Origin of the sequence: Natrinema sp. SYSU A 869 (assembly GCF_019879105.1) — an archaeon.
In the GTDB taxonomy this organism is placed as follows: Archaea; Halobacteriota; Halobacteria; order Halobacteriales; family Natrialbaceae; genus Natrinema.
On sequence record NZ_CP082249.1, the window covers coordinates 3,165,726 to 3,191,103 of the forward strand.

Sequence of the window (25,378 nt, forward strand, 5' to 3'; positions counted from 1 at the left end):
GGTCCCCCGGTTTGTGGTGGTACGCACATGACGAAGACAGTCATCCTCGGCGTGATCGGATCCGACGCTCACGTCGTCGGGATTACCATCCTGGAACAGGCGCTGGAGGCAGCCGGATTCGACGTCGTCAACCTGGGAGTCCAGAGCTCTCAGGAGGAGTTCGTTGAAGCCGCATCCGCCAACGACGCCGAGGCTGTACTCGTCTCCTCGCTCTACGGGCACGCGAAACAGGACTGCGAGGGCTTCCACCAGCGGATCACCGAGGCCGACCTCGACGTCACGACCTACATCGGCGGCAACCTCGCCGTCGGACAGGACGACTTCGACGAGACGCGGTCGTTCTTCCGGAAGATGGGATTCGACCGAGTCTTCGACTCCGAGACCGATCCCGAGGAGGCCATCGACGCCCTGATGGCCGACCTGGACATGCGCTCGACCGAGAGCGAGCAGGAAGGCCAGACCGTCTCGGCCTGATCTGACCGACGCGTCACCTCTTTTCACGCACCGACTCGAGCGGGTAGCGGTCGCTACGTTTGTCTCCGCACACGAGTCTGTAACCGCTATTGGCAACGGACCGACTACCGGACAATCGTCACCGGCACCGGCGACCGGCGGGCGACCGTCTCCGCGACGCTGCCGAGGAGAATTCGACTCGCACCCGTCCGGCCGTGGCTGCCAACGACAATGTGATCCACATCGTGCTCGGCGGCGTAATCCACGATCGATCGTGAGACACTCCCAAGGACGTGCTCCGTCTTGAGTTCGACGCCGTGTTCGGCCGCCTGTTCCCGTGCCGTCTCGAGGATCTTCTCCGCTCGCTCCTCGTGGTGGCCCTGTATCTCGTCGTAGTTCGCCATCGCGGTTCCTTCGATACCGCTGACCGCGTAGAAATCGCCCGGATCGAGGACGTAGAGCGCAGTGATCGTCGCCTCCGGATACTCCCTGCAAGCGAACTCGAGCGCCTCAGTCGACTGCGTCGAGTCATCGATCGCGACGAGAACGTGGTTTGCCATACCTACCCGTACGTCGGCCCTCGGAATAAGTCCACCTCCGGGTTCGGAACTCTGGGAGCACCTACGCGGCGAGCACCCGTTCGATCGCCGCTCGAATCCGGTTCGGATCTGGCCGATACGACTCCTCGCGGGCCGGGAGCGGAACGGGAACGTCGTAGCCCGTCACCCGTTCGATCGGTGCCTCGAGATACCAGACAGCCTCGTCCGAAATCCGGGCGGCGATCTCGCCGGCGAATCCGCCTGTCCGCGGGGCCTCGTGGACGACGACGCACCGACCGGTCTTGCGGACCGATTTGAGGACGGTCTCGGTGTCCATCGGGCTAATCGTCCGCAGGTCGATCACCTCGATATTGGCCGCGACATCGGAGACTGCGTCCTCGACCTCCGGGACCATCGCGCCCCACGTGACGACGGTGGCGTCGGTCCCCTGTTCGACCGTGCGCGCCTCTCCCAGTGGGACGACCGTCTCTTCCGGCACCGGTCGCCGGGCCGCCCGATACAGCGGCATCGGTTCGAAGAAGAGGACCGGATCGGGACTGCGGATCGCCGACCGCAACAGTCCGGCTGCGTCCCGAGCCGTCGAGGGGATCGCGACTTTCAGCCCCGGAATGTGGGCGTAGCCTGCCTCGTAGCTCTCGGAGTGGTGCTCGAGTGCCGACACACCGAGGCCGTAGGGCGCGCGGACCACCATCGGACAGGTGACTTGTCCGCGCGAGCGGCTCCGCATCCGCGAGAGATGCTGGTGGATCTGCGAAAAGGCCTGAAACGTGAACCCGGCGAACTGGATCTCGGCGACCGGTCGGTAGCCCGCCGCCGCGAGGCCGATGCCGAGGCCGACGATGCCCGCCTCGGCCACCGGCGCGTCGTGAACTCGGCCGGGGAAGGCGTCGAGCAGTCCCTGCGTCGCGCGGAAGACGCCGCCGTCGACACCGACGTCCTGACCGTAGACGAGCACGTCGTCGTCCCGCTCGAGTTCGGCACGGAGCGTCCCTCGGATGGCTTCGACCATGTTCAGTCGCTCGGCGTCTGCGAGGTCCGTATCGGTGGCTTCTGCCGTCTCGCCAGCACTGCTTCCATCACCAGTGCCCGAATCTGCCGCCGACCCACCGTCACCGCGTTGGCTTCCATCGGCTGGCGCGACCGTATACTCCTCGTCCGCGACGAACGCCTCTCGCTGGCGCTCGAGATACGGGGGTCGATCCGCGTACGCGGTGTCGAACATGTCGACCGGGTCGGCGTTCGCTTCCGTCTCTCGGGCCGCCTCGAGTGACTCCTCGAGGTCGGCTTCGATCTCGGACTCGATCGATTCGACCGTCTCGTCGCCAAGAATCCCGCGCTCGCGGAGATAGCGCTCGAACCGAAGGATTGGGTCGAACGGTTCCCATGATTCCTCCTCCTCGGTGGTGCGGTAGACAGAGGGATCGTCCGCCGTCGTGTGCATCTCCCGCCGGTAGGTCGTCGCCTCGATCAGCGTCGGGACGCCGCGGCGGGCGCGCTCTCTGGCCTCCTTCGTCACCGCGTAGACGCCCAGAATATCGTTGCCGTCGACCTGAATCGGCTCGATGCCCGCGGCGACGGCCTTCTGAGCGAGCGACGCCGCTCGCGTCTGTTTCGACAGCGGCGTCGAGATCGCGTACTGATTGTTCTGGCAGAAGAAGATGGTCTGTGCCTCGTAGACGCCGGCCAGGTTCAGTGCCTCGTAGACCTCGCCCTCGCTGGTCGCGCCGTCCCCGAAGTAGGTGAGCGCGACCGAATCAGTGTCGTTCATCGACTCCGCCCACCCGATTCCGGCAGCATGCAGCGGTTGGGTTCCGACGGCGATCGACGGCGGCATCATCGGCACGTCGTCGGGCGGCTCCCCGCCCTCCTCGAGCCCCATCGCGTACTCGATGATCGCTTGCGCAGAGCCCCCGCGGGCCAGCGCCGAGGGGTGCTCGCGGAATGCGGGCACCGTCCAGTCGGTCTCATCCAGCGCCGCGGTGCTTCCGACCTGGGCGGCCTCCTGTCCCGTCGCGGGCGCGAACGTTCCTAACTCACCCCGTCGCTGGAGGGCGATCACCCGACGGTCGAGTCGGCGCGACCGCTTCATCGTCCGATACCACTCGAGGAGCCGGTCGTCGTCGATGTCGGGCTCGAGCGACTCGTCGACGCGGCCGTCCTCGTCGAGTATCTCGACGCGATCGATCGAGAAGGTGGCGACCTGCGAGCGTGGCATACGGCCGGTACCACGGTTGTACACTTAGTGTCCGTCTCGGCGATGGCGCGCCTTGCGGTCGGCTCGACATCGTCCAGACTGCCCGAGTGATTGACGGCGCTCGCGCTCTTGAGGCGAGTCCGAAAAAATCGGCGTGAAATCGGCTGCGGTAACTGTGCGCGTTACTTCGCGCGGCCCTGACCGCCCGTGTTAGACGGACGAACCTTCTCTGCGCCCTTGCCACGGTTGTTGAGACCGCGGTTGGACTTGCCAGCGTTGGTGAGGCCACGGAACGCGCGGTTCGTGTGGTCGTCGTTGCAGATCCAGCTGAGATCGTCGTCGTTCTCGATCGCGGGGTGGTTCGGATCGACGAGAATCATTTCGAACCACTTCTGCGAACCGTCTTCACCGACCCAGTAGCTGTTGAGCACCCGCATGTTGGGGTACTTCCGGGAGACGCGCTCTTCGCCGATGCGCTGGATGTTCTTCCGCCGCCCGATACGGTTGACACCCTGGCGCTTCGAACGCCGACCGGCTTTGTGTCGCTGCTTCCGGGCGGTCCCTTTGCGGACCGAGACCCGGGTCACGATGATGCCCTGTTTGGCCTTGTAGCCGAGTTCGCGTGCCTTGTCGAGACGCGTCGGGCGATCGATCCGTTCGATCGCACCCTGGTCGCGCCACTCCTGCTTGCGCTGCCACTGCAGCTCCCCGAGCTTACCGTCGTCGGGGTCCTTCCATGCGTCCTTGATGTGGGAATAGAAGCTTTTTGCCATTGTATTCTCCCGCGGGCGTTGCGTGGTTCAATCCCGACCGGGGCCGAGCCCCGCGGATCACATCCCGACCTGTGACACCGCGTCGTACAGGTGCCCGCTGATGCCCGCGCGAACCAGCGAGTCTACTTCCAATTCCCAGCTCTCGAGTATAAGGGCTTCGAACTCCGTAGTAGCCGTGTTAGCAATTCGCGAAGCGATCGCCCGACTGCCGGCCGATTTCCGGATTACCGTATCGCGACGAAATCACGCACGCCGCTGGGCGTGATCCCGTTGATCGTCGCGAAGACGGAGCCCAACACCAGTCCGTAGACGAGGTGGCCGAGGCCGAACACGAGCGCGCTGAACAGCTCCGCTGTGGGTCCCGTGATCGGGAGGAACGGCAGCGGCAACGCTGCCACGCCGGCCCGCTCCATCGCCAGCGGAAACAGGACGCCGCCGGCGAAGAGCCCGAGGACCGAACCGAAAGCGAGCCCCATGACGACGTAGTCACTGAAGTTGTCTACCAGCTGCTGGATCGCCTTCCTCGAGACAATGACGGCGAACAGGAGCCCGAACGCGATGCTCAACATCAGGTGAATCGTCCAGCCGACGCCGACCGCCGTGCCAGGATCCGTCGCGAGCCCGCCCAACAGTTCAATCTGGTTCCCGCCGAGGTGGAGGACCAGCCCCATCGCGATCCCGGCAACCAGTCCGCCGGTGACGCCGCCGCCCCAGATACCGACACTGTCGAGACTCTGTGTGTTATCACCACTCATATGTAGGGCTACGAACGCGAGTGGGATTAAGTCCACCATCCGTCGGTCGCTGCGACAGTCTCCGGCGGAGAACGACAATATTTAGGGCAACCTAAAAGAGGGAAGGCGATAACAGGGGGAGACGATGAGCGAGAACCCAATTTCGGGAGCGACAACACAGGTGTGTGGTGGGTCGACAACCGGGGCCGGGGGCGTTGGGGCGGCGTTTCTCGCGCGGTCGGAACACAGGTCTGCGTCCTTGAAGAACAGAGGCGAGATCTAGGAACCCGAGCAACTTCGGAAAGAGTACCCATATAACTCGAGCCATGATTCTCGCGTTCACACGACGAGATCGTCGCTCTCCAGTCCGCGCTGTCACATGATACCGAAACGGCAATTCATTTCGGTACGGTTACCAATACTTCGACATGGTCTGCTCGCTGGAGATGGGATGGCGGAACCTCCTGTTCGAGAACTGGCCCGTCGCTGCCGACGTAATCGACGCACACCTCCCCGAGCGACTCGCCGTCGACGAACATGACGGCACTGGGTGGCTCTCGGTCGTTCCGTTTACCAACGTCACCGTTCGGCCGCGAGGGATCCCGTCGCGGCTGGGAATCCCACTGCCAGAAATTAACCTCCGGACGTACGTCACCTGTGACGGCGAGCCGGGCGTCTACTTCTTCAGTCTCGATGCAGAGGGCGTGATGAGCGTGCTCGGTGCGCGTTGCTTCCAACATCTCCCCTACTATTACGCCCGAATCTCGCTTACCGAAGCCGACGGCCGAGTAGCGTTCTCGAGTCGCCGTCGGCATCCTGGGGCGCGACCCGCGGCCTACGAAGCAACCTACGGACCGACCGGAGACTCCTTTTCGGCGGCCGACGATTCGCTGGCGCGGTTCCTCGTCGAGCGGTACCGGTTTTTCACCGAAGCACCCGACGACACGCTCAGATACACGACCGTCGAACATGACCCGTGGACGCTCTATCCAGCGGCCGCCGCCGTCGAGACTAACACGCTACTCACTGCCAACGGGTTTCGACTGCCGGACGCGGAGCCGATCTATTACTACAGCCCGGGCGTCGACGTGACCGCCGGACAGAGCAAGCGATGGGAGTGAACTACTGGGTAACGGACAGTAGGCAACTACTGGCACAACGGATCGACAGATTCCCTCTCCGAGCAGAGGGTATTACACTACTTTGATATAGCGTCTTTCGATTTATTTCTGAGTTCGTCCACTATTTGTGCTACGACGGGCGACTTGCGATCACGCCGCTCTCGAGCGTGAACACGGCGCTTACGCGCACGAAAACGTCGATTCCTCGAGAAGCGGTGGCGCTGCTTCGGTCGCGGGTTCTCAGACGTGGGCTGCGAGTGACTCGAACGACTCGTCTTCGATGGCGCGAGCGATGTCGTCGCTCGCGAGCTCGTCGGGGACGTGCTGGGGGTACTTGCGGCGGAAGTAGCCGACGATGTTCGTCAGGTCACGCCGGAGGAACTCCTCGGCGTTCTCGTGATCGGTCGGGACGGCCTGGGGCCAGTCGAAGACTTTCACGCCCTCCTCGTTGACGAAGACGTTGTACTCGCTCATGTCCGCGTGGACGTACCCGTTCACGTACGCACGCGAGATTTCGGAGAGCAGTAGTTCGAGGACACCCAGCACCTGTTCGTCCTCGAGGCGGGTTTGGGAGAGCTCAACGCCGTCCATCTTCTCCATGACGATGGCGTGGCGATTCTGCCCGATCGGCTGGGGAACCGCGACGTCAGGGTAGAGTTCCTCGAGAATGCTATGCTCACGCTCGGCGGCCTTTCGAGCGGTGTACATCCAGGAGACGTGGTCGTTGTCCGACGTGTAATCGCGTTCCTTGTGGACCTTCCGGAAGTTCGTATAGCCCTCGCGGTGGTACTTCAGTGCGAGGGGCTTGTAGGACTTGACCTCGTAGACGTCGCTTTCCTTCCCGACGCCCAGCGGCGAGCCGAACTCCGAGATCGTGTCCTGCTCAACGAGTGCTCGCAAGGCCAGGACGTCGTAGCCCTCGAACTGGAGGGTGTATCCCTCGTACTGGATCGTCTTCTTCTCGACTAACCCGCGCTCGAGACAACGCTCGAGGCGGTAGTCGACCTCCTCTTCGGTCATGTTGGCGAACTTCGGGAGCTTCTCCCGTTGGACCCACTCGGAGAACCGCATCCCCTGTTCGACCCCCGAGAGGAGATAGAAGTCTTCCTCGTCGAGTTCCGGGAGCAACCCGGCGACGTTTCGCACCATAGGAGTCCGTAGCCGGTGTGTACGTAAAAACGGCGTGACGGCCGGCCACCAGCAGCGTTGGTTGCGCCCGCCCTTGGGTCGTGGCCGCTGATCGTGGTCCGACGCTGTCTCGAGCCCCTCGGACCTAGTCGCCCCTACTTATGATAAATGCTATAATGCTATATGGAATCGCGCATCCGTCGGAATCACTTTCCACCTCGTCCGCGTGGCTTCGCACATGACGGCACTGGCCGATCGGGACTGGCGGCTAATTCGGGACGAACCCCGTGACGGAGCGACACAGATGGCCATCGAGGAGATCGCCGCGCGAACGGCGCTCGAGGACGATGTTCGAACCGTCCGTACGTACTCGTGGGAACCGAGCACACTCTCGCTTGGGTATCGACAGGAAGCCGACACGGTCGACTGGGATTTCTGCGATCGGGAAGGGATCGACGTGACGCGCCGACAGACCGGCGGCGGCGGGATCTATCACGACCGGTACGCCGATATTTCCTATACCATCGTTGCACCCGCCGACGAGGTTCCGGGGAACCTGATGGACTGTTACGAGCTGTTCTGCGAGCCGATCCTCGAGGCCTTCGATCGAATGGGCGTCGACGCGGCCTTCGCGTCGGCCGAACAGGACGCGATCTATCATCCCTCGTGCTATCTGCGGGACATCAACCCGGCACACGACATCGTCGCACCGGCGGACGCGGGCGCGGACGCCAAAAAGATCAGCGGTAACGCACAGTACCGCCAGCGCGATGTCGTCATCCAGCATGGCTCGATCAGTTACGCTCTCGAGCCCCGGAAACATGTCGGTGTCTTCGATACTGATCTCGAGGAGTCGACGTTCACGGATCGGGTGACGAGCATCCGAGACGAAGTTGGAATTGACCGCGAGGAGGCCGTCGACGCGATCGCAGGCGCGCTGCGCGACTGGGCTGACGCAGAGGAATCGACGTGGCGCGACGGCGAACTCGAGGCTGCCCGTGACCTTGCCGACCGGAAATTTGGATCCGACGCGTGGGTTCGGGACCGGGAGGTGCTTGAGGCCGGCGAGCAGCAATAATTAGTGATCGACCGGCCGCTCGTGACGTGACTCGAGTGACTGCTGCGGTGGCGCGTGCTATCCTGCGATGAACGATCAGTGAATCGCGGAGAACACCGCGCGAGGTCTTCGTGAACAGAGTGAACGAAGACCTCACGCGGCTTCGAGCGACGGTTCGCCACTGGCAAACTGTAGCCCAGCACGCGCCACTGCACGCATCTTAGCCAAGCATAGAGACGCTGTTTGAACTCGAGTCGCTCCGAAGTACCTATCACGAACCGGTACTGACGAGTGGCCATGAAGGTTGGCGCACACGTTTCGATCTCCGGATCGCGCGTCTCGTCTGACAAGGAAACACCGCCGTACGACGACCTCCGCAATGCGGTCCACCGCCAGACCGCGTTCGGCGGGAACTGCGGGCAGGTGTTTACCACCTCGCCGCAGGTCTGGGCACAGCCCGAGATCAGCGACGAGGCGGCCGCGGGCTTCCGAGATGAGAGCGACGAACGACTCGAGGGGCCGTGGGTCATCCACTCGGCCTACCTCGTCAATCTCTGTACGCCCAAAGACGACCTCCGCCGGAAGTCCATGGAGAGCATGCAGGCGGAACTCGACGCCGCCGAACGACTCGGAATTCCGTACGTCAACGTCCACCTCGGAGCCCATACCGGCGCTGGCGTCGAGGGCGGACTGGACAACGCCGCGAGCGTCATCGACGACCTCGAGGTTCCCGACGACGTTCAGATCCTCATCGAGTCCGACGCGGGCAGCGGGACGAAGCTCGGCGGCGAGTTCGAGCACCTCGCGGGGATCATCGACCGCACCGAGACGGATATCGGGATCTGCATCGATACCGCCCACACGCTCGTCGCGGGCAACGACCTGACGACCCCCGAGGCGGTCGACGAGACCGTCGGTCGCTTCGACGACGAGGTCGGCCTGGAGTACCTCGAGTACATCCATCTCAATGACTCGAAACACGACGTCGGCACCCACAAGGACGAACACGCCCACATCGGCGAGGGCTACATCGGTGAGGACGGCATGAAGGCGATCGTGAACCATCCCGATCTGCGGGAGCTTCCGTTCGCGCTCGAGACGCCGACGGAGGACGGCCGCGGCTTCGCGTGGAACATCGAGAAAGTCAAAGAGCTCCGACAGGCGGAGCCGGTGCGACCGTAATCGTTTCAGGGCAGCTGCCACGAAACTCGCCGTTTTGACGGCAACTCACTCCAGAAACGATTTCCATTCTCCGGTTTCTGCGACCCGCTTCAACCGCGCGTTTCGCTGTGCAAGAAGCTCTCGCATGTACCGATCGAGGTACGCACGATCGACGAGCGTCCCGACCGGTCCACCGGGTGAGGAAAACGAGAACTCGTCACACAGTCGCGTGACGTCGCTCGAAACGGCCGTGAAGTGATGATCGTGGCGGAGCTCGGCGAACGGGCTGGAAACGAGCTCGTCCCTGAAGAACGTCGGTCGCTGACAGTCCGATATCTCGACCGTCATCTCCAGGTGAAGCCCGAAGTAACGAGCTCGCCAGGTCACGTGGTCGCCCTCGGACAACAGGTCCGTACTCGGCCGTTCGATGGCTGATTCGTCGTGGTCTGCCATCGTCTCGAGGTGAGCGTCGACGGACCTGGCCAGGTCGAATACTCGCTCGATGGGGGCGTGAATCGTGGTTTCGAGCTCGAGCGTAGGCATATCTGGTTCCTTTCTTCCGGCGAGTTAATTATTGCTGATGAGTGAATCGGTATTGACCAGTTCGAGAAACCGACCCGTTTTTACTCGATTCACTCGTACGGCCGTCCGTGCGCGAGTTCTCCGAATCGTACCTCAGCCGAACCCGTGAGGGGATGTGGGCCGACTCCCGCGACGCCCTCGAATCGCTCGCCCTCGACGCTCGCGACCGGATTCTGGACGTGGGCTGTGGGACCGGCGAGTTGAGCCGCGTCCTCGCAGCGGAGTCGCCGGGCGAGGTAATCGGTTGTGACGCCGATCCCGACCTACTCGCGACCGCGGGCGAGCACGTCCCGGTCGTGGCGGGTGATGCATTTCAACTTCCGTTCTCCGACGACACCTTCGATCTCGTCGTCTGTCAGGCGTTGCTGATCAATCTGCCCGAGCCCGCGGCCGCCGTCACCGAGTTCGCGCGCGTCTCGAGCGACCTCGTCGCAGCCGTCGAACCCGACAACGCTGCGGTCGAGATCGACTCGAGCGTCGACGCGGAAGGCCAACTCGAGCGCCGCGCGCGCCGGGCCTACCTCGACGGCGTAAAGACGGACGTCGCGCTCGGAGCCGACGCCCGCGAGGCGTTCGACGCAGCGGGACTCGAGGTGCTCGAAACCCGCCGGTACGATCACGTTCGGACGGTCGAGCCGCCGTACAGCGACGGCGCGCTGACGGCTGCCCGCCGCAAGGCGACCGGTGACGGACTGGCCGACGATCGGACGACGTTGCTCGCCGGCGCGCTGACCGAAGGCGAGTACGATGACCTCCGCGGGTCGTGGCGCGAGATGGGTCGAGACGTGATCGAGCAGATGCGTGACCGCGACTACCGACGGACCGAACGGGTGCCGTTTTACGTGACCGTCGGCCGCGTTCCGGAGTCGTAGCTCGCCGCTCGAGCAGCCGATATCGCTCGTTCAGTCACTGTTCGATTCACCGTCGGCCACAGTCGCTGAAACGTGCATTTTGATGCCACGCACGGTCGAATGCGCGTCTCCGTTGACCCACGACCGGCCGCTGGACCACCACAGCAATGGTGTCAGGCCACTAAGGCAACGTATGGCCGCAATCGAACTCGAGGGGCTCACGAAGGACTACGGCGAGGTACTCGCCAACGACGGCGTCACGTTCGATGTCGAGCACGGCGAGATTTTCGGCTACCTCGGACCGAACGGCGCGGGGAAGACGACGACGATCCGGACGCTACTCGGATTGCTCTCGCCGACCGCCGGAACGGCCCGGCTGCTCGGACGGGACGTAACCGACGAGGAGCAACTGCTCGAGGCCAAGCGTCGGCTCGGCTACCTCCCCGACGATCCGGCGTTCGACGAGACGGCGACCGGCCGAGAGATCCTCGACTTGCACGCCTCGCTGAAGGGCAACGAGCGCAGCGACGAGTTGCTCGAGCTGTTTGACCCGCCGCTCGATCGCGAGATCCGGGAGTACTCGCGGGGGAACGTCCAGAAACTGGGGCTGGTGACGACGTTCATGCACGACCCCGACCTGGTGATTTTAGACGAGCCAACCAGCGGGCTCGATCCCCTGTTACAACAGCGGTTCAACGAGTTCGTTCGAGCCGAGCGGGAGGCGGGGCTGACGGTGTTTTTCTCATCGCATATCCTGAGCGATGTCCGCAAGCTGTGCGATCGCGTCGGGATCATTCGGAACGGACAGTTGGTCACGGTCGAGCCCGTCGAATCGCTGTTAGACAGAAGCGGCAAGTTCGTCCGGCTCCACGCCGACGAGTCGATCCCAATTCAATCGCTCGAAATAGACGGCGTTCACGGGCTCGAGTCCAATACCGGGGCCGGCCCGAGCGACGGGACCGAATACGTCTTTACGTTCACCGGGGACGTCAACGCCCTGCTCGCAGCCTTCCGGGAGTACCGATTGCTCGACCTCTCGATCGAGGAAGCGCCCCTCGAGGAAGTCTTCATGCGGTTCTACGGCGGCTCGGCAACGACCGACCGGGGCGAGCAGGGCGATCGCGGGGCCGTCGCTGGTAGCGCAGGCGAGGGCAACACGGGTGATGGCGATGTTTGAACTGACGCGGTACGATGGTCGCCGGCGGATTCGGGGTAGTATTTATCTCTCGATTGGACTTTCCCTGCTCGCGGCGATGGTCATCTGGGTCTACCCGTCGTTCGAGGCCGAGGTCGACCTCAACCAGCTGCTGGCCGCCTATCCCGAACCGATTCTGCAGGTGATGGGCATACAAACGATGACGAGTCTGGGTGGGTTCCTCTCGTTCGAGCTCTACACCTTCGGCTGGATCATCATGCTGGGCCTGTATCTGGCCTACGCCACAGCGGGAGCGATCGCCGACGACGTCGATCGCGGCCGGATGGATATTCTGCTTTCGATTCCGATTTCCCGGGCGCGAGTAGTCGGCGAACGGTTCGCTGCGATGGCGGTCCCGATCGTCGGCGCGAACCTCCTGCCGCCGGTCGTCGTCTACGTCGGCGCGCGACTGATCGACCACCCCCTCGCCGCCGCGGACGTGCTCGCGGTCCACCTGCTCTCGATCCCCTATCTGTTCGCCTGCGCCGGGATCGGCCTGCTCGCGTCGGTCGCCTTCGATCGCGCGGCGATCGCCCAGCGGGTCGCTCTCGGGGTCACGTTCGTGCTCTTCCTGTCCGAGTCGCTGCTCACCGGGACCGACGCCGAGACGGTCGGTGCGATCGCACCGATGCGCTACTACGATCCGAACGCAGTGTTGCTCGAGGGGAGCTACGACCTCGTCGGGGCGGGGATTCTCGTCGCGATGACGCTCGCCTTCCTCGTCGCGAGCCAACTGTGGTTCGGACGGATCGATATCCACTGAAACCGACTCACAGTGCCGGATTCGGTAACATATCAGTTTCTGTCATTGGGGGAACACGACCAGGCAAGTGATACCGTTCGACTGCGAAACACCGATCATATCGATGCCAGATTTCGAAGCGCTCGTCGAGGGGAGTCCGGACCTCTACACCGTTTTCGACGAGGACGGGGTTGTCCTGTATCAGAACGCCGCACTCGAGCGATTGTCTGGCCACGCCGTCGAACACGGATCGACGAACCCTGCATCGCAAACTCAGCAGGACGCCGTCGAACACGGTGGTTCGGGCGTAACCGTTACCGTCGACGATCTCGCAGACGGCTTCTTCCTCGAGGACGACGGGTGCGGGATTCCGGCCGACCGGCGCGAGCAGGTCTTCGAACCGGGTTACTCCACCGCGAGCGAGGGAACGGGGTACAGGCTCGGGATCGTCGAACGGATCGTCGACGCGAACGGCTGGTCGATAACCGTTACCGAGGGATCGGACGGCGGCGCGCGATTCGAGATTACCGGGGTCGAATTCGTGGCCTAGAGACCACGGTTGATTTACGATTCTCGTGCTAACGCCCGTGTAATGCGTTCGAAGGAACGGTTGCAGCGCCACCAGATCGCCGTTTACGCAGTCGCGGTCGCGCTCGCCGTCGGGATCGGAGTGGGGCGACCGGCGATCGCAGCGCTCTTCGAGCGGCTCATCACCCCCGTTCTCGCGGTGTTGCTCTACGTGACCTTCCTCGAGATTCCCTTCGTCCGGTTTCGCGCGGCGTTTACGAACGGCCGGTTCATGGCCGGTGCGTTCGGGCTGAACTTCCTCGTCGTCCCGGTCGTCGTCTACGGGCTCACTCGATTTCTCCCGCAGGAACCGGTGGTTCTCGTCGGTGCGTTCATGGTGTTGTTGACGCCCTGTATCGACTACGTGATCGCGTTTACCGACCTCGCCGGCGGGGACGCCGAGCAGATCACCGCTGCGACGCCGGCATTACTGCTCCTGCAGTTACTCCTATTGCCGGTCTATCTCTGGCTGTTCATGGGAAGCCGGATTGCCACTATCGTCGAGCCTGAACCGTTCCTTGAGGCGTTTTTCTTTCTCATCGTGATGCCGCTGGCGCTCGCATGGCTCACCGAAGTGGGGGCGACGCGGTCGGAAACCGGCCGCCGATGGCAGGCGGCGATGGGGTGGCTTCCCGTCCCGATGATGGGTGCGACTCTGCTGGTCGTGATCGTCTCCCAGTTGCCTCGCGTCCAGGACTCGATCGGTCAGATCGCCGCTGTCGTCCCGGTGTACGTCGCCTTTCTCGTCGTCATGCCGCTTCTCGGTCGAGTGACGGCCGGGCTCCTCCGAATGGATACCGGTGAGAGCCGCGCGCTCATCTTCACCGCTGTGACGCGAAATTCGCTAGTCGTACTCCCGCTGGCACTTGCGCTCCCTGCAGGCTACGAGCTAGCTCCGGCGGTCGTCGTCACCCAGACGCTCGTCGAACTGACCGGCATGGTCGTCCTCACTCGAGTCGTGCCGGCGTGGCTCGTCTCGGAGGCACCGGACACGATTGCGGTCCCCGGTATCGAACCGGACGAGTGACCCGTGAGTTACGGCGATCAGTTGCTCGAATACACCGTGTTCTCGATGAGTCGCTTGACGCCGCGCCGGAAACGTTCCGACGTTGCGTTCGGCGAGATATCGAACCGCTCGCCGAGTTCGGCCAGCGAACAGGATCGCGGAATGTCGAGATACCCGGTGTCGACGGCAGCGACGAGTGCCTCGCACTGTCGGTCCGTTATCCCATACTGCGATCGCGACCCCGCTAGCCCGAGTGACTCGCTTTCGTCGTACAGCTCTCGAATTTCGACCTCCAGACTGTGCTCCATGAAGAAGGCGTGAAATCGCTCGAGCGCCTCGTCGCTCGGAAAGGCGACGCGGAAATACCAGCCCTCGTGTGTCGCGGTCACTTCTCGTAGGACGCCGCCTTCTTTGATTACGGTCGGATAGACGCTCACTCGCTGGCCATCGGGCGTCAACTCGAGTTGGTAGAGGCGACGGCTGTCGAACTCGACAACCGGGGACGACGCAATGACGGTCGGATCGGCCTCGAGGCCGGCGTCGAACTTCTCGAACCCGTCGCCGTCGACCCAGACGAGCATCTGATGACCACCGTCCCCGGTGAGATCCGATTGTTCCCACGTAAGTTCGATATCGAGCGCTTCTGAGAGCGTTTCGCGCAAAATAGGATAATCGACCAAGAGCGTAGCGAGTAGCATATAGCGATTATCTCTTGGAACGTCGCAGTACGGTTTCTTACTTGTGGTCCGAATCCACGAGGCAAATAACAACTAGTATAAAGGACGTGAATACTTACGCGCCGTCCCTATCCGACGGAACCGTCCATTGTTGGGCAATGAATGGCAGAGATGGAACGCGGCCCAGAGAACCGGAATCGATCGACGTGTTGTTCGACGTACTGGGCAATTCCTGTCGTCGGTCACTCTGTCGGTACGTGATGCAGACGGAGACGGACGTCGTCACGAACGAGGAACTCGTCGAGTACGTTGTTGAGCGGGCACCGGAAACGGCTGCGCATGACGCCGACGAGCACCGCATCGCGACGGAACTCCGCCATATTCACCTGCCGAAACTAGACGAAGCTGGTTTGGTCGAGTACGATCGCCGAAGTGAAGTCGTTCGTGTCGATCGCGCGACAGTATCCGAACGGCTCGAGCAGGTTCACACGATCGTTCAGGACGTACAGGACGCGTAAGACAGCGGTACTGATAGCGTCAGACCACGTCACCGCGAACCGTCACGCCGTCCTGACGTTCGCGCCAGGCGTGGAGCTCCTGTGCCGCCGTTTCGGCCTCGTCGTCGTCCATGCCGAGCATCTCGAGGGCGGCCGACAGCGTCGGCAGGGCCAGCTCGCCCTCGCGGAGCTTCCGGAACGCCTCGTCGCTTCTGGTGCCCTCGGCCCAGAGGCAGACCCCACGGGGATCGAGCAACTGGGTGTAGTCCTCGCGCAGTTGCGCGCCACGCAGACGCTGGGTGACGTTGTCCTCGAACGGCGAGTTACAGACCTCGAGGTGGACGGGTTCATCGTCCGCGAGAAGGTGGGCGGCCAAACACCCTTCCGGCGCGGCGTGGCCGTTCGCGTTGGCCCGGAGATACTCGGGATAGTCGCGAGCCCAGTCCGCTCGAACGGATTTACCGACGCCTTCGATGCCGTGGGACTCTCGGAACCGGGCGTTTGGATCCTGTCCGTCCGAGTCGTCCCCACCGGCGCTCGAGTCGGTCGACTCGCTGTCGTCGCGCAGCAGGATGTCCTTGGTCACGTAGACGTCCAGACGCTCGACGGGATCGAGACCGAGCGCAACGTCGCCGAAGGCCCACACCTCGCGGACCGGCACCGGCATCCGCTCGTTCGCGACGGTATTGACGATCTCCTCGAGGCGATCGACCGCGTCACTGCGGTCAAATCCAGTCATTGCGCTCCCTTGGGCGTCGACGCGCAAAGTCGTTTCTCAGTGGGGCGGTAGTGACACCCGCCAGCGGTTCCGCGGGTTCGTGCCCGACTCAGTCATGGCCGAACCGCCATGACGCCGCGACCGTCTCGAGCGCCGCATTGAGAGATCAGGTTTTTATCGGTTCCCGGCGAACGGAAACCTATGCGACACCGGATCTTCAACGAGGACGGCGAGGAGGAACTCGTCTTCGTCATGGGCTGGGGCAATCGCTGGACCCACGAGAACGTCAGCTGGCTCATCGGACAGTTGACCGAGGCCGACTACCGGGTCCACGCGTTCGAACTCCCCACGAATATCGACGACTTCAAAGCCGACTGGCTCGAGCCGGTCGCCGAGTACGTCCGCGACCTCGAGGAGTACCAGCTACTGGGCCACAGCGCAGGCGCGCTCGTAGCCCAGGCCTTGGACGGCGCGGACAATCACGTCTATCTGAGTCCGTGGTGGGGGTACGGCGAGGACTTCCCCAAGCCGCTGTTGGACGCGGTCTCGAAGCTCCCAACGACCTTCCCGTGTCTCCCGATCGGCGACCTCGACGAGGAGGCACTGGGCGAACGGACGACGGACCACCAGATCGAGACGACGCCGTCGTGGATCTCGCCGGCGTTCATCCGAGAGACTCGCCGCGCACAGGCCGACCTCCTGACGATCGACCACGACGCGGTCGTCTTCTGCTCGCTGCGCGATCCCGTCGTCAGTCTCCGACCGATCGGCGAGCGAGTACCCGCCGAACACGTCGTCCTCTACAACGGCGGCCACGAACTGTTCTCCTCTGCCGCCCGCGACCGCTACGTCGACCTCTTGCTCGCCGCTCTCGAGGACGGCTCCGACGCCGTCGAGGAGCGAGAACGGGTCCCCGCTTGAACCAGACGCGCCATCGCACCGCCGCCACCGCCCTCGCTCAGAGCGCGTCGATCAGCGCGCGCAGTTGCGGTCCACCTTGAAGCAGGGAACGCAGAAATCACCGTCGTGTGATCGCGAGAACCTCATCGAGAGCGCTCAGCGGGGTCGTTCAGTAGTGCCATCTCGAGGCGGCGACGACCGCGGCTGACCGCTCACACTGACTGTAAGACATCGTCGTGAGACGCCGCCGGTCGCCTCCGCCAGACGAAACCGTGATTGGCGGTGACCGACAACGGACCGCTAATGGACTGTAACCGCTGTGACGAGGAGGCGGTCATGCACGCCGCCTACTCCGGGGCACACCTCTGTGCGGATCACTTCCGCGAATCGGTCGAAAAGCGGGTGCGTCGCCGGGTCCGCCGGGACGATCTCGTCCCCCACGACGTGACGCCCGAGAATCCACAGACCTGGGTGATCGGCCTCTCGGGCGGCAAGGACAGTGTCGTCCTCACACAGATCCTCCACGAGACGTTCGCCAAGGATCCCCGCATCGAACTCGTCGGGCTGACGATTCACGAGGGCATTGAGGGGTACCGAGACAAATCGGTCGATGCCTGCGTCGAACTCTGCGAGGACCTCGAGATCCGCCACGAACTCGTCAGCTACGAAGAGGAGTTCGGCGTCCGGATGGACGACGTCGTCGAGGACGACCCCGAAAACATGGCCGCCTGCGCCTACTGCGGCGTCTTCCGCCGGGATCTCCTCTCGGAGTACGCCGACGAATACGACGCCGATCTCCTCCTGACTGGCCACAATCTCGACGACGAGGCCCAGACCGCGCTCATGAACATCCTCGAGGGGGACGTCGAACAGATGGCGAAACACTTCGACGCCAGCCTCGGCCCCCTCTCCGAACGGGAGGAGCAAGACGAGTTCGTCCCGCGGGCGAAGCCGCTGCGGGACGTCCCCGAGAAGGAAGTCGCCCTCTACGCCCACATCAACGACCTCCCGGCACACATCACCGAGTGTCCGCACGCCAGCGAGGCCTACCGGGGTGAGATCCAGCAGCTTATCTACGATCTCGAGGAGAACCATCCCGGGACTCGCCACTCGATCCTCTCGGGATACGAGGAACTCGCGGATATCGCGGCCGAGAAGTACGCCGGCGACGACGGTGCTGACCTACAGGAGTGCGTCAAGTGTGGATCGACGACGACTCGAGAGGTTTGTCGGAAGTGCTCGCTGCTCGAGTCGTTAGTCTGAGTTCGAGTTCTGCCCTCAATCATCCGTTTCCCCCACTCTCGCCGTCTCAATTCCGTTCACTGATTGTTCATCCTCGGACCCGCGATTCCGATTGGGGGTATGGACGCCGCTCTACAGCGTATACACCGTGTCATACGCAGCACGACCTCGTCGACACTGCGTACGACAACCGTTTGACTCGAGTAGTATTGGTTCACTTTTCTCTCGGTTCCTACAGTTGTTAGACTCGCCAGATATACTGGACGTAATCCTGAGATAGTTATAGCACATCTGAACAGGTTCTCCTATCGACGAAAGTCGTTCAGCAATAGTGCAGCTGTGCGTCCACATATCATTCGGCGATAGGGTGGCACGTACTGAGCCACGACGAGTGTCGCCACTCGCAAACCGAATTTGTATAAAACATACCTCGTGAAACCGATCACCGGTCGGCACGATGGTGGTGTGTCAATCGTGTGGTCGTGCCGGATCGGTCCGGGATATCTCGATTACCGGATCACGTCGACGCCGTTCTGTCGATCGACTTCGTCGCGGCCGCCGTCGCTTTGCGCGCCGAACCCGGAACTGGCGTTCTCGACGTTCTTGCTCGCGTCGAACTCAGCCTCGGTCACGCCCTCGATGCTCTGGCGGGACTTGTCGGCCTGCTTCTGGGTCGTCGGGCCGAGCACCTGTGCGCTCTGGACGCCGGTCATGATCGCCATGACCCGCACCTTGCCCTTGTACGAATCCTGGATTCGTGCGCCCCAGATGACGTTTGCACTGGCCTCGAGGCGTTCGGTGATGTTGTCGGCGATGCCCTCGGCCTCTTTCAGCGTGAGGTCGGGGCCGCCGGTGATGTGGACGAGTCCGCCCGACGCACCGCGGTAGTCGACGTCGAGCAACGGATGATTCATCGCGTCCTTGACGACCTCGTCGGTCTTGTTCTTGTCCTGGGTCTCGCCGACGAGCATCACCGCGACGCCGCCCTGATTCATGATCGTGGACATGTCAGCGTAGTCTAGGTTGATCAGGGATGGCTGGGTGATCGTCTCCGAAATTCCCTTGACGGTCTCGGCGATGATCTGGTCCATCACCGAGAAGGCCTTGCCGATCGGGAGGTTCGGAACGTAGTCGAGCAGTCGGTTGTTGTCCAGCACGATGATCGAGTCAGCCTGCTCGCGCAGCTTCTCGAGGCCTTCCTCGGCTTTGACCGTACGGGCGCGCTCAACGTTAAAGGGCGTCGAGACCATTCCGACGACGATCGCACCCTGCTCTTTGGCGATCTTCGAGACGACGGGGGCGGCACCCGTGCCGGTGCCACCGCCCATGCCGGCGGTCACGAAGACGAGGTCTGCGTCGCCCAGCACCTCCTTGATTGTGCCCTGGGCCATCTCGGTCGCGCGCTCGCCCATCGACGGGTCGCCGCCAGCGCCGAGCCCGTTCGTGAGCGATTTGCCGACGAGAATCTTCGTGTCGGCCTCGATCATCTTGAGGTGTTGTTTGTCCGTGTTGATCGCCACGGTGTCTGCACCGTCGACACCGATGTTGTACAGCCGGTTGATGGTGTTGTTACCGGCACCACCCGCACCGACGATCACGATTCGGGGCTCCCCGAACTCGTCGTCACCGTCCATCGGGGCGTCCATCTTCTGGGCTTCTTCCTCCGCGTTCTCCAAGGCGTCCTGGACGATATCCTGCATCGTTACACCTTAGCCCAGTTGCGTTTGCCGGACTGTTCACTAGGTCCGTCCTGTTGCTCGTTGATCATCTCACGAACGGCCGATCGGATCGCTTCGCTTCGGTTCGGGAATTCGCCCGAGTCGACTAATTGTTCTACTTCTTCGATCTGCTGTTTCGGGATTCGCAGTGTCACACGCTCCATGGTTGTATTCCCCGTTGGGTAAGACGGTGGCGCGCCCCTGTCAGACGCGGCGTGTCTTACGACGGAACTGCCCGACATCGGGCGATTTTCCGTCTTATCGACGGGTGTAAGACAATCCGTCTTACGCGAATAAGTGGAAGTTCGGCCTGAATAATAAAGCTTTCGCCGAGCCTGACTTTCCGTGTCTTACACCGGTCAGTACTGTTGCTTGTCTGACTCGAGGACGTCCGCTGCAGGTGTCCGACGACCACAGCCGGGACAGAACGACCAGTCCGACCGGACCTCGTCGCCGCAGTCACAAAACAGCCGTCGCGAGGCTTTTTCGCCGCAATTGGGGCAGTAGACGTGGTCGCCGTCGAGTTGGTCACCACACTGGTTGCACTGGACGCTTCCCTCGCTGGATTGTGTGTCCGACAGCTCGCGCGCCCGCGTCGATTGCTGGTCCTCGGTCAACTGGCTCGTCGTCTCTCGCGTGCGCCCGTCGTCGATCTGGACCCGTTCGTCGGACTGCGTCGCCCCCTCGAGCGAGATGCTGACGTTGATGTCCTGCGAGTCAGCCGTCGGTTCTCGCGCGCTCGTGTGCTCGAGTCCGAGTTCCCGCAATCGTGTCTCGAGTCGCTCGTCGACCCGTTTCCGAACCAGTTCGTCGATGGCTCCCTCTCCATCGCTGTGCTGGTCCGAACGGTCCCTACCGCTCCGCGCCGGCTCGTTGCCCTCGAGATACGACCGCAGCGCCTCCCGCATTGCTTCACTCTTGGAGGCCTCTAAGTCCTCGAGTTGCTCGACGAGGTCGTCGTCGGCGCGGAACGTGATCTTGCTCATCGGTGAGTTGCTTCCGTGTTATCACGCCTCCTATATCAATCATGCTGCCGATAACGATTCCTGACATGTACGAGGCGTCCCGAATAATAACCCTTATGTGCATCACGGCGGCTACGTTTGAGTGCACCCGCCCTTAGCTCAGACTGGTAGAGCAGTCGACTGTAGATCGACTTGCCCCCCGTTCAAATCGGGGAGGGCGGACTGCTTTTCCGCAAACCAAACGGTGAGCGGAAAGCACGTCCAACCGAGCCAATTTGAACACGCCAGTCGCAGCGCGCGAACGGAGTGAGCGCGACCGTCTGACATCTGTTCAAATCAGGGCGATCTGACCGTTTCACCAATCAATCCCGAAGCGGCTAGCCTGCCGTTTTTCGGTCTCCGGCCTCTCGAGGCGACCGACAACTTACAGGTCAGGCTGAGTTACCGTTCTCCTCGAGTCCACGTCTCCGTGTCGAGGTCCTCCTCGCGATATGTCTCTCCCTCGTCCGTAATGACGTAAACACCATTCCCGAGATGGGTAAGTGATCTCTTCTCCGCGAGCGTCCGACATCGCCGAGCGATATGCTGGCGAGAAGTCGCTGCTCTGACCGACGATGGGTAGGCCTTCCTCGTCCAGCGCGTCGAACGCTTCGCGGACGCCTGCGAGCGTAAGACGACCAACGCTCGAGCCGGGGAGCCGATACGGTGTCCCGACTGCGGCGCGGCAGTGCCCGAACGCGATCCGGTGGTCGGCTGGTGGTGCTGTGACGACTGCGGGATCGTCCTTGACGACGACGGTGAGCAGCTGACGTGACCACCCCGAGGCCGACGGCGGACGGACGGCCGTTCGCGAGTTCGTGATCACGGCTACTGGCCACTCGGCCGGTGATCACCCGTCGTTGGGGATTCCGATTTCTAGACGTTGGCACTCGAGGTCGACTCCGAGTCGGTCGGGATCGTCGCCACGCTGCTAGACGATCACGGAGCGGCCCGTCAAATCAATGACTGACCGCGACCGAAAACGTCCGTCTTCACTGACCTGTACGGCCCCGTTTCCACGGGATTGGCGGGACAACCTGTCCCTACCGGTCGGTGGCGTCGGTCGACGACGTCCGATACCGCGTCGGTTCCCAACGGGACGGACAGCTCCTGAGCGTGCGGTCTCAAGACCATTGTCTCCATGAAACTGCCTGTAACGCCCGTCTGCCAGGGGTAACCGGGTCGAAACAATGAGCCGGTGGGCCGTCCGCTGGGAGTGAGACCGTTGCGAATGTCCAACCAATCAGTACACGGTTCGCGATCGTCAGTGGGGAATCGGACGGACGAACGCGAACCGGCGACGGCCGCTCGCCTCGAGGGAGTCACCCACGAGTACGGGTCGACGGGCGGGCGGTTCCGCTCGGGTGACGAGCGGACGGTGACTGCACTCCGGGACGTCTCTCTCGATGTCCCAACGGGGACGATCGTCGGCCTCGAGGGGCCGAGCGGGAGCGGGAAGTCGACGGTGTTACACGCGGTAGCGGGGCTGTTGGTCCCCACGGCGGGCAGCGTCGAGCTCTGCGAAACTGACCTCGCGGCGCTGTCCGACGCGGAGCGAACGCGGATGCGGCGACGCCATATCGGCATCGTCTTTCAGCGATTCCACCTCTTACCATCGCTCTCCGCTCGTGCGAACGTCGCACTGCCGCTCGTACAGTCGGGTGTTCCGCGGGCCGCCCGCCGGGACCGCGCGACAACGTTGCTCGAGGCGGTCGGGCTCGGTGACCGAACGACGCATCTCCCCAGCGAACTCAGCGGCGGCGAGCGCCAACGGGTCGCGATCGCGCGGGCGCTGTCGACGGATCCGGACGTGATCGTCGCCGATGAGCCGACGGGCGAACTCGACACGGCGACAGGCCGGGACGTTCTCGAGGTGCTGACTGACGTCGGACGCGATCGGGCGGTGGTAGTCGCCTCGCACGACAAGGCCACGCTCGATGTCGCAGATCGTGTCGTCACGCTGTGTGACGGACGGGTGGACGATGTCCGATGAGGCCGACGACCTGCCTACGGACGCCGGTTCGCGGCGTCGGACGCGCTGGCGAGGGGTCGTCGGACTGACTTTCTCCAGGTGGTGGCAACGCGCGACGCGAACAACGACGGGCCGAATCGCGTCGACAATCGCTGCCGTCGCACTGACGATAGCGCTTCTGGTCGTCGTGACGGGCGTCGCGCTGGCGCTCGCCGACGGTGGCGTGGCGAACAAGGACGACGCGGACGTCCGGATCACGCCCGAGGAGAGCGGGACGCTGTCGTCCGTCGACGGCGTCGAGGGGCCGCGGCTCGGTGCGACCAACGAGCGGGCCGCGACGATCCGCTCGCGGGACGGCGTCGAGCACGCCTCGCCGGTGTTGGTCGAGACGGCGCGACTCGAGTCGACGGACGGCGATCCCCGTCCCGTCCGGCTGATCGGTATCGTGCCGGACGAGGAGTCGCGGACCGTCGCGGGGCTGTCGACGACGGCCCTCGAGTCGGGAGATCCCCACTACGCGAACGGGAGCTACGACGGGCCGCGAAACGGGGAGATCGTCCTCTCTCCGACCGCCGCGGAGCGACTCGATGCCACCGCGGGCGACGAACTCTCCGTCTCGATGGGCGGCACGGAACGGGCCAGCGAAGCGAACCCCTCGGTGACGGTGGCGGCCGTCGCGGACGAGGGGGCGGGCGGTGGCGGTGCCCCGATCGCGCTGGTTCACCTGAGCGAACTCCAGTCGTTCTCGGGCGCCGACAACGGCGAACTCGCCGATCGGCTGCTGCTCTGGGGCGATTCCGAGGCGGCGCAGTTGGCTGCCGCCGACACCTACCCCGCCGCGGCGGTCGAGGTGGCTGGTGGCACCGATCCGTCGACGCTGTTCGAAGACGGCCTGGCGTTCGCGACGAGCGTGATCGCGCTGCTGGTCGGCGTGACCATCTGTGCGTCGTTCGTCGCGACGACCATGGGAATGACTGTCGACGAGGACCGGCGCACCCTCGCCGTCCTCGAGTCGGTCGGCTTCCCAACTCACAGCCGGCTCGCCATCGTTGTGGTGTCGACAGGGATCACGACGCTGGTGGGATCGATCGTCGGTATCGGACTCGGCATGGCCGGGATCGTCGCCGTCAACGCCGTCGCCGGTGCGACCGTCGCACCGGGCGCGGTCGCCCACTTCCACCCGGTGTTCGTCCCGTACGCGATCGTCGTCGCTCTCGTCGCGGGGCTGGTCGCCGTTCCCTACCCGCTGGCCGTGGCCGCGCGAACGTCCGTCCTCGAGGAGGTGGGCCGATAATGCTGGGACGAGCGATCGTCAGAACCCGCGCCGTCGTCGGGCTTGCAGTCGCACAGCTCCGTCGGTCACCCGGTCGAACGGTCCTGACAGTCCTCGCGGTCATGCTGGCCGTGCTCTCGGTGACGGTGCTCGCGAGCCTCGGCGTCGGCGTCGTCGAGAAGGGTGAGAAGGGACTGGATCGGGCCAACCGGGACATCTGGGTCTCGAGCGATCCGGTCGATCCGGCTGCGAGCGGCACCGAGAACCCGATCGTGGGCTCCCACGGGATGGCTGCCGAAATGACTGCTCGGGACGACATCCGGACCGCCTCTCCGATCGCGATGTACGACGTCTATATCGGAACGAACGCCTCGGAGCTGGAACGCAGGCCCGCGGTCGGTGTCCAGCAGACCCACGAGGGGTTCGATTTCCGAACGGGGAGCGGGTTCGAGGTCGACGAGGAGGCCGCCGCGGGTCCTCCGCCCGAGGAGCCGACGACCAACGAGATCGTAATCGATCCACGCGTCGCCGACGCAATGAACGTCTCCGTCGGCGACACGATCTATGTCGGGACGAGCAGGCAGACGGCCGAGGCCCACGAGTTCACCGTCGTCGGGACCGCCGGCTACTACTCGCAGTATCTGAGCTCGCCCACGGTGACGATGCCACTGGGGGACGTACAGGCTGTCGCCGGCACGTCGGGAACCGATCGGGCAACGTTCATCACCGCGGACGTGGCGGACGACGCCAACCGAGATGCCGTCGCGAGCGACCTCAGTGAGGAGTACCCCGAGTACGACGTGCGAACCAGCGACGAACAGGTCGAGTCGATGATCGAAGAGCGGACGATCGTCCTCGCGAGCGGCGCGACGCTGGTCGGCCTCGCCATCGTCGGCGGCGTCGTCCTGACGGCGAACCTGTTCGCGCTCGTGGCCCATCAGCAGCGCGAGCAACTCGCAGCACTCCGTGCGATCGGCCTGTCCCGGCGAGTCCTCGCCGGCACGATCGGCGCACAGGGGCTCGTTATCGGCCTGGTCGGTGGACTTGCCGGCCTCGCGGCGACGCCGCTGGCCGTGCTCGGACTGAACCGGTTCTCGGCCTCAGTGCTTGGCTTCGAGAACCTCTTGCAGACACCGCTCGAGGTCTATCTCGGCGGCTTTGCGCTCGCACTCGTCGTCGGCACGGTCGTCGCGATCGTCGCTGGCTGGCGAGCGGGCCGCTACGCCCGCATCGAACACCTCGAGGCCTGACCG

The 25,378-nt window shown here is 63.6% G+C and carries 25 protein-coding genes, 1 tRNA gene and 2 pseudogenes; 16 read left to right on the top strand and 12 right to left on the bottom strand.

The features are described from left to right. Nucleotides 1-27: 27 nt before the first annotated feature. A complete protein-coding gene (glmS, locus tag K6I40_RS23790) occupies nucleotides 28-474 on the top strand; it encodes a methylaspartate mutase subunit S (RefSeq protein WP_222917383.1) in 447 nt (148 codons plus the stop codon). A gap of 104 nt (nucleotides 475-578) precedes the next feature. On the opposite strand, the gene K6I40_RS23795 is transcribed toward glmS, so the two are convergent. The 4 genes from K6I40_RS23795 to K6I40_RS23810 form a co-directional block, all read right to left on the bottom strand. Then, complete coding sequence (locus K6I40_RS23795) at nucleotides 579-1,013, bottom strand: universal stress protein (RefSeq protein WP_222917385.1); 435 nt, start codon at nucleotides 1,011-1,013, stop codon at nucleotides 579-581. 61 nt (nucleotides 1,014-1,074) lie between these two features. After that, the gene (pdhA, locus tag K6I40_RS28830) at nucleotides 1,075-3,228 is read right to left on the bottom strand and encodes a pyruvate dehydrogenase (acetyl-transferring) E1 component subunit alpha (RefSeq protein ID WP_222917387.1); all 2,154 of its coding nucleotides are present in this window, start codon (nucleotides 3,226-3,228) and stop codon (nucleotides 1,075-1,077) included. 161 nt (nucleotides 3,229-3,389) lie between these two features. Next, the gene (locus K6I40_RS23805) at nucleotides 3,390-3,980 is read right to left on the bottom strand and encodes a 50S ribosomal protein L15e (RefSeq protein WP_222917389.1); all 591 of its coding nucleotides are present in this window, start codon (nucleotides 3,978-3,980) and stop codon (nucleotides 3,390-3,392) included. 224 nt (nucleotides 3,981-4,204) lie between these two features. Then, complete coding sequence (locus K6I40_RS23810; RefSeq protein ID WP_222917391.1) at nucleotides 4,205-4,735, bottom strand: hypothetical protein; 531 nt, start codon at nucleotides 4,733-4,735, stop codon at nucleotides 4,205-4,207. Between the two features lie 407 nt (nucleotides 4,736-5,142). On the opposite strand from K6I40_RS23810, the gene K6I40_RS23815 reads away from it, so the two are divergent. Beyond that, complete coding sequence (locus tag K6I40_RS23815; RefSeq protein WP_222917393.1) at nucleotides 5,143-5,835, top strand: DUF2071 domain-containing protein; 693 nt, start codon at nucleotides 5,143-5,145, stop codon at nucleotides 5,833-5,835. 240 nt (nucleotides 5,836-6,075) lie between these two features. Here K6I40_RS23815 and K6I40_RS23820 read toward each other — a convergent pair whose 3' ends face one another. Further along, nucleotides 6,076-6,984 carry a serine/threonine-protein kinase RIO2 gene (locus K6I40_RS23820; protein WP_222917395.1) on the bottom strand — a complete coding sequence of 303 codons (909 nt, stop codon included), beginning with the start codon at nucleotides 6,982-6,984 and terminating at the stop codon, nucleotides 6,076-6,078. 217 nt (nucleotides 6,985-7,201) lie between these two features. Between K6I40_RS23820 and K6I40_RS23825 the strand changes: the two genes are divergently transcribed. Both K6I40_RS23825 and K6I40_RS23830 read left to right on the top strand, forming a co-directional pair. Continuing rightward, a complete protein-coding gene (locus K6I40_RS23825) occupies nucleotides 7,202-8,041 on the top strand; it encodes a biotin/lipoate A/B protein ligase family protein (protein ID WP_222917397.1) in 840 nt (279 codons plus the stop codon). A 276-nt stretch (nucleotides 8,042-8,317) separates the two neighbouring features. Next, nucleotides 8,318-9,202, top strand: coding sequence for a deoxyribonuclease IV (locus K6I40_RS23830; RefSeq protein ID WP_222917399.1), 885 nt, complete (start codon nucleotides 8,318-8,320; stop codon nucleotides 9,200-9,202). 45 nt (nucleotides 9,203-9,247) lie between these two features. Here the strand turns inward: K6I40_RS23830 and K6I40_RS23835 are convergent, their stop codons facing one another. Next, nucleotides 9,248-9,724 (bottom strand): SRPBCC family protein, encoded by a 477-nt coding sequence (locus K6I40_RS23835; RefSeq protein ID WP_222917401.1) that lies wholly within the window; start codon nucleotides 9,722-9,724, stop codon nucleotides 9,248-9,250. A gap of 107 nt (nucleotides 9,725-9,831) precedes the next feature. Between K6I40_RS23835 and K6I40_RS23840 the strand changes: the two genes are divergently transcribed. The 5 genes and pseudogenes from K6I40_RS23840 to K6I40_RS23860 all read left to right on the top strand — a co-directional run bounded on the left by K6I40_RS23840 (nucleotide 9,832) and on the right by K6I40_RS23860 (nucleotide 14,145). Continuing rightward, on the top strand, nucleotides 9,832-10,635 hold the full coding sequence (locus tag K6I40_RS23840) for a class I SAM-dependent methyltransferase (protein WP_222917404.1): 804 nt from the start codon (nucleotides 9,832-9,834) through the stop codon (nucleotides 10,633-10,635). 172 nt (nucleotides 10,636-10,807) lie between these two features. Continuing rightward, complete coding sequence (locus tag K6I40_RS23845) at nucleotides 10,808-11,791, top strand: ABC transporter ATP-binding protein (RefSeq protein WP_222917406.1); 984 nt, start codon at nucleotides 10,808-10,810, stop codon at nucleotides 11,789-11,791. Then, complete coding sequence (locus K6I40_RS23850) at nucleotides 11,784-12,572, top strand: ABC transporter permease subunit (RefSeq protein ID WP_222920448.1); 789 nt, start codon at nucleotides 11,784-11,786, stop codon at nucleotides 12,570-12,572. Before K6I40_RS23845 ends, K6I40_RS23850 begins: the two co-directional genes overlap by 8 nt. A 193-nt stretch (nucleotides 12,573-12,765) precedes the next feature. Then, nucleotides 12,766-13,101: pseudogene (locus K6I40_RS23855) on the top strand (HAMP domain-containing sensor histidine kinase); the annotation flags it as partial. Between the two features lie 42 nt (nucleotides 13,102-13,143). After that, a complete protein-coding gene (locus K6I40_RS23860) occupies nucleotides 13,144-14,145 on the top strand; it encodes a bile acid:sodium symporter (RefSeq protein WP_222917418.1) in 1,002 nt (333 codons plus the stop codon). Between the two features lie 17 nt (nucleotides 14,146-14,162). Here the strand turns inward: K6I40_RS23860 and K6I40_RS23865 are convergent, their stop codons facing one another. Then, nucleotides 14,163-14,804: a helix-turn-helix domain-containing protein gene (locus tag K6I40_RS23865; RefSeq protein ID WP_345779410.1), complete on the bottom strand. Its 642-nt coding sequence runs from the start codon at nucleotides 14,802-14,804 to the stop codon at nucleotides 14,163-14,165. Between the two features lie 155 nt (nucleotides 14,805-14,959). On the opposite strand from K6I40_RS23865, the gene K6I40_RS23870 reads away from it, so the two are divergent. After that, the gene (locus K6I40_RS23870) at nucleotides 14,960-15,319 is read left to right on the top strand and encodes a hypothetical protein (RefSeq protein WP_222917422.1); all 360 of its coding nucleotides are present in this window, start codon (nucleotides 14,960-14,962) and stop codon (nucleotides 15,317-15,319) included. 19 nt (nucleotides 15,320-15,338) lie between these two features. Here K6I40_RS23870 and K6I40_RS23875 read toward each other — a convergent pair whose 3' ends face one another. Then, nucleotides 15,339-16,037 (bottom strand): hypothetical protein, encoded by a 699-nt coding sequence (locus tag K6I40_RS23875; RefSeq protein ID WP_222917424.1) that lies wholly within the window; start codon nucleotides 16,035-16,037, stop codon nucleotides 15,339-15,341. A 180-nt stretch (nucleotides 16,038-16,217) separates the two neighbouring features. Here K6I40_RS23875 and K6I40_RS23880 point away from each other — a divergent pair, with 180 nt between their 5' ends. Further along, a complete protein-coding gene (locus K6I40_RS23880; RefSeq protein WP_222917426.1) occupies nucleotides 16,218-16,937 on the top strand; it encodes an alpha/beta hydrolase in 720 nt (239 codons plus the stop codon). 282 nt (nucleotides 16,938-17,219) lie between these two features. Continuing rightward, entirely contained in the window at nucleotides 17,220-18,179 is a 960-nt protein-coding gene (locus K6I40_RS23885) for a TIGR00269 family protein (protein ID WP_222917428.1), read from the top strand. A gap of 488 nt (nucleotides 18,180-18,667) precedes the next feature. On the opposite strand, the gene ftsZ is transcribed toward K6I40_RS23885, so the two are convergent. The 3 genes from ftsZ to K6I40_RS23900 form a co-directional block, all read right to left on the bottom strand. Continuing rightward, complete coding sequence (gene ftsZ, locus K6I40_RS23890; RefSeq protein WP_222917431.1) at nucleotides 18,668-19,858, bottom strand: cell division protein FtsZ; 1,191 nt, start codon at nucleotides 19,856-19,858, stop codon at nucleotides 18,668-18,670. Between the two features lie 2 nt (nucleotides 19,859-19,860). Further along, nucleotides 19,861-20,040, bottom strand: coding sequence for a ribbon-helix-helix domain-containing protein (locus K6I40_RS23895; protein WP_006185704.1), 180 nt, complete (start codon nucleotides 20,038-20,040; stop codon nucleotides 19,861-19,863). 195 nt (nucleotides 20,041-20,235) lie between these two features. After that, on the bottom strand, nucleotides 20,236-20,862 hold the full coding sequence (locus K6I40_RS23900) for a zinc ribbon domain-containing protein (protein WP_222917440.1): 627 nt from the start codon (nucleotides 20,860-20,862) through the stop codon (nucleotides 20,236-20,238). Nucleotides 20,863-20,989: 127 nt separating this feature from the next. Here K6I40_RS23900 and K6I40_RS23905 point away from each other — a divergent pair. Then, a tRNA-Tyr gene (locus K6I40_RS23905) sits at nucleotides 20,990-21,063 on the top strand. A gap of 219 nt (nucleotides 21,064-21,282) precedes the next feature. Here K6I40_RS23905 and K6I40_RS28725 read toward each other — a convergent pair. Next, nucleotides 21,283-21,435 (bottom strand): annotated as a pseudogene (locus K6I40_RS28725) (MarR family transcriptional regulator); the annotation flags it as partial. A gap of 676 nt (nucleotides 21,436-22,111) precedes the next feature. Here K6I40_RS28725 and K6I40_RS23910 point away from each other — a divergent pair. From K6I40_RS23910 to K6I40_RS23920, 3 genes are read left to right on the top strand one after another with little or no spacing between them, the layout of a single operon-like run. Then, the gene (locus tag K6I40_RS23910; protein WP_222917442.1) at nucleotides 22,112-22,873 is read left to right on the top strand and encodes an ABC transporter ATP-binding protein; all 762 of its coding nucleotides are present in this window, start codon (nucleotides 22,112-22,114) and stop codon (nucleotides 22,871-22,873) included. Further along, on the top strand, nucleotides 22,863-24,146 hold the full coding sequence (locus tag K6I40_RS23915) for an ABC transporter permease (protein WP_222917444.1): 1,284 nt from the start codon (nucleotides 22,863-22,865) through the stop codon (nucleotides 24,144-24,146). Before K6I40_RS23910 ends, K6I40_RS23915 begins: the two co-directional genes overlap by 11 nt. Beyond that, on the top strand, nucleotides 24,146-25,375 hold the full coding sequence (locus K6I40_RS23920) for an ABC transporter permease (RefSeq protein WP_222917446.1): 1,230 nt from the start codon (nucleotides 24,146-24,148) through the stop codon (nucleotides 25,373-25,375). The genes K6I40_RS23915 and K6I40_RS23920 overlap by 1 nt, the downstream gene beginning before the upstream one ends. Nucleotides 25,376-25,378 lie beyond the last annotated feature (3 nt).

Coding starts and splice junctions, on each gene's coding strand:
- K6I40_RS23895 (WP_006185704.1), bottom strand. CDS start 20,040: ATGGAGCGTGTGACACTGCGAATCCCGAAACAGCAGATCGAAGAAGTA.
- K6I40_RS23830 (WP_222917399.1), top strand. CDS start 8,318: ATGAAGGTTGGCGCACACGTTTCGATCTCCGGATCGCGCGTCTCGTCT.
- K6I40_RS23860 (WP_222917418.1), top strand. CDS start 13,144: ATGCGTTCGAAGGAACGGTTGCAGCGCCACCAGATCGCCGTTTACGCA.
- pdhA (WP_222917387.1), bottom strand. CDS start 3,228: ATGCCACGCTCGCAGGTCGCCACCTTCTCGATCGATCGCGTCGAGATA.
- K6I40_RS23920 (WP_222917446.1), top strand. CDS start 24,146: ATGCTGGGACGAGCGATCGTCAGAACCCGCGCCGTCGTCGGGCTTGCA.
- K6I40_RS23815 (WP_222917393.1), top strand. CDS start 5,143: ATGGTCTGCTCGCTGGAGATGGGATGGCGGAACCTCCTGTTCGAGAAC.
- K6I40_RS23875 (WP_222917424.1), bottom strand. CDS start 16,037: ATGACTGGATTTGACCGCAGTGACGCGGTCGATCGCCTCGAGGAGATC.
- K6I40_RS23795 (WP_222917385.1), bottom strand. CDS start 1,013: ATGGCAAACCACGTTCTCGTCGCGATCGATGACTCGACGCAGTCGACT.
- K6I40_RS23915 (WP_222917444.1), top strand. CDS start 22,863: ATGTCCGATGAGGCCGACGACCTGCCTACGGACGCCGGTTCGCGGCGT.
- K6I40_RS23820 (WP_222917395.1), bottom strand. CDS start 6,984: ATGGTGCGAAACGTCGCCGGGTTGCTCCCGGAACTCGACGAGGAAGAC.
- K6I40_RS23885 (WP_222917428.1), top strand. CDS start 17,220: ATGGACTGTAACCGCTGTGACGAGGAGGCGGTCATGCACGCCGCCTAC.
- K6I40_RS23810 (WP_222917391.1), bottom strand. CDS start 4,735: ATGAGTGGTGATAACACACAGAGTCTCGACAGTGTCGGTATCTGGGGC.
- K6I40_RS23845 (WP_222917406.1), top strand. CDS start 10,808: ATGGCCGCAATCGAACTCGAGGGGCTCACGAAGGACTACGGCGAGGTA.
- K6I40_RS23850 (WP_222920448.1), top strand. CDS start 11,784: ATGTTTGAACTGACGCGGTACGATGGTCGCCGGCGGATTCGGGGTAGT.
- K6I40_RS23825 (WP_222917397.1), top strand. CDS start 7,202: ATGACGGCACTGGCCGATCGGGACTGGCGGCTAATTCGGGACGAACCC.
- K6I40_RS23910 (WP_222917442.1), top strand. CDS start 22,112: ATGTCCAACCAATCAGTACACGGTTCGCGATCGTCAGTGGGGAATCGG.
- K6I40_RS23835 (WP_222917401.1), bottom strand. CDS start 9,724: ATGCCTACGCTCGAGCTCGAAACCACGATTCACGCCCCCATCGAGCGA.
- K6I40_RS23805 (WP_222917389.1), bottom strand. CDS start 3,980: ATGGCAAAAAGCTTCTATTCCCACATCAAGGACGCATGGAAGGACCCC.
- K6I40_RS23900 (WP_222917440.1), bottom strand. CDS start 20,862: ATGAGCAAGATCACGTTCCGCGCCGACGACGACCTCGTCGAGCAACTC.
- K6I40_RS23880 (WP_222917426.1), top strand. CDS start 16,218: ATGCGACACCGGATCTTCAACGAGGACGGCGAGGAGGAACTCGTCTTC.
- K6I40_RS23870 (WP_222917422.1), top strand. CDS start 14,960: ATGAATGGCAGAGATGGAACGCGGCCCAGAGAACCGGAATCGATCGAC.
- ftsZ (WP_222917431.1), bottom strand. CDS start 19,858: ATGCAGGATATCGTCCAGGACGCCTTGGAGAACGCGGAGGAAGAAGCC.
- glmS (WP_222917383.1), top strand. CDS start 28: ATGACGAAGACAGTCATCCTCGGCGTGATCGGATCCGACGCTCACGTC.